We start from the raw sequence: 1,811 nt of genomic DNA, 5'->3' as shown, positions 1-1,811 counted from the left end.
GTTATGACCAGTGCTACTCAGGCGGCCAATGCTTGGCGTGTCTTGTTTTTGCTGTTTCTCGCCAACCTGTTCAATTTCTTCGATCGCAGCATTCCGGCGATCATCATCGAACCGTTACGCCACGAGTGGAGCCTGAGCGACCTGCAACTGGGGTTGGTCGGTACGGCGTTCACCATCGTTTACGCGATTGCCGGCGTGCCCCTGGGGCGCATGGCTGACACCGGTTCGCGGCGCAAAATCATGGGCTGGGGGCTGATGGCCTGGAGCGGGTTGACCGCCGTTAACGGCTTTGTCACCGGGTTCTGGAGTTTTCTCTTAGTGCGCATGGGCGTTGGTATTGGCGAAGCCAGCTACGCGCCGGCTGCCAACTCGTTGATTGGCGATCTGTTTCCCGCCAACAAACGCGCCCGCGCCATGGGCATCTTTATGTTGGGTCTGCCGCTGGGCTTGCTGCTGGCGTTCTTTACCATCGGCGCGATGGTTGAAGCCTTTGGGAGCTGGCGTGCACCGTTCTTTATCGCCGCAGTGCCGGGCATGATCCTCGCGCTATTTATGTTCCTGATTCGCGAGCCACAGCGTGGCGCCGCCGAAACGGTGCAAGTGGCCGCGGTGAAAGTTGAACGCCCCGTGCGCAAGGTGCTGAGCATCCGCACCTTCTGGTGGCTGGTGGTCGCCGGTCTGTGTTTTAACTTTGCAACCTACGCCTGCAACTCCTTTATGGTGCCGATGCTGCAACGCTACTTCCTGATGCCCTTGGGCCAGGCGGCCGTGGCAACCGGCATTATCGTCGGCGTGACCGGGTTGTTCGGCTTGACCATCGGTGGCTGGTTTGCCGACAAGGCACATCAGAAATCTGAGCGCGGCCGTTTGTGGATGGCGGCGGCATCCTTGCTGATTTCCACAGTGGCCACTGGCATAGCGTTGTCGTTGGGTGCCAACAGCATTGCGCTGTTTGTGGCGATTTTCAGCATTGGCTGGTTGTTTTCCTACAACTTCTACACCTGCGTTTACACCTCGATTCAAGATGTTATCGAGCCGCGTCTACGGGCCACGGCCATGGCGCTGTTCTTCGCTGGTCTGTACCTGCTGGGCGGCGGTCTTGGCCCGGTCGTGGTGGGCTGGCTGTCCGATCATTTTGCCCATGCGGCCATGTATGCCGCTGGCGCTGAGCAGATGAGCGAAGCGTTTAAAGCGGTCGGCTTGCATGACGCGATGTACCTGATCCCGATCGCGATGTTCCTGACGTTGCTGGCGCTGATCCAAGCCGCCCGTCACTTGCCTAAAGACGCCTTGGCCATGCGCCAATCCATGGAAAGTAACGCCGAGTAAGGTGTTTTGCGCTGGTACAAAAGCCCGCATTTGCGGGCTTTTGTATTTCTGTGACGGATAATGTTGGGGGCTGTTCGGCGAGATCGAAAGACTACGAGGCACTTGCTTTAATCATTTTCGCTATTGCGTGGGGCAGTTGATCCTAATTGTTTTCTGTGCACTCCGGGTTAGTGCAGCTATCGGTTTTAATCTTCTTTTAAGTGCGTATGAATATTCTTAAATTCTATTAGGAATTGAACGGGTATAAAGGCCGGTTGGCTTGTGCGATTGCCCTTACGGTGCTGCGAGTTTGGTCTTGTATAACTCCGTTGTGGTATTGGCGTAAGTTTCAAGGATCTATTCCATGAAATCAAAGTACCGCCATGCACACTAAAAAAATCCACTATTTCGGGGCGAAATCCGCTCTGGGCTGCCTAGGCTTAGGCAGGCATTTTCCTGCTTTCTGCCTGTTTATTCTAAGCGCTGGGCTATTCGGCCCCTCG

At 55.7% G+C, this 1,811-nt stretch carries 1 protein-coding gene; it reads left to right on the top strand.

What is annotated here, in order from left to right:
- The first annotated feature begins 3 nt into the window (after positions 1 to 3).
- On the top strand, positions 4 to 1,329 hold the full coding sequence (locus AAAB16_RS03005) for an MFS transporter (protein WP_340662002.1): 1,326 nt from the start codon (positions 4 to 6) through the stop codon (positions 1,327 to 1,329).
- Positions 1,330 to 1,811 lie beyond the last annotated feature (482 nt).

It is taken from the genome of Pseudomonas sp. (assembly GCF_037994325.1).
GTDB lineage: Bacteria > Pseudomonadota > Gammaproteobacteria > Pseudomonadales > Pseudomonadaceae > Aquipseudomonas.
The sequence above is the reverse complement of the archived record's forward strand: the minus strand, read 5'-3'. Positions and strand labels throughout refer to the sequence as shown.

Excerpts from the sequence above, each read along its gene's own strand:
- AAAB16_RS03005 (WP_340662002.1), top strand. The coding sequence starts at position 4 with ATGACCAGTGCTACTCAGGCGGCCAATGCTTGGCGTGTCTTGTTTTTG.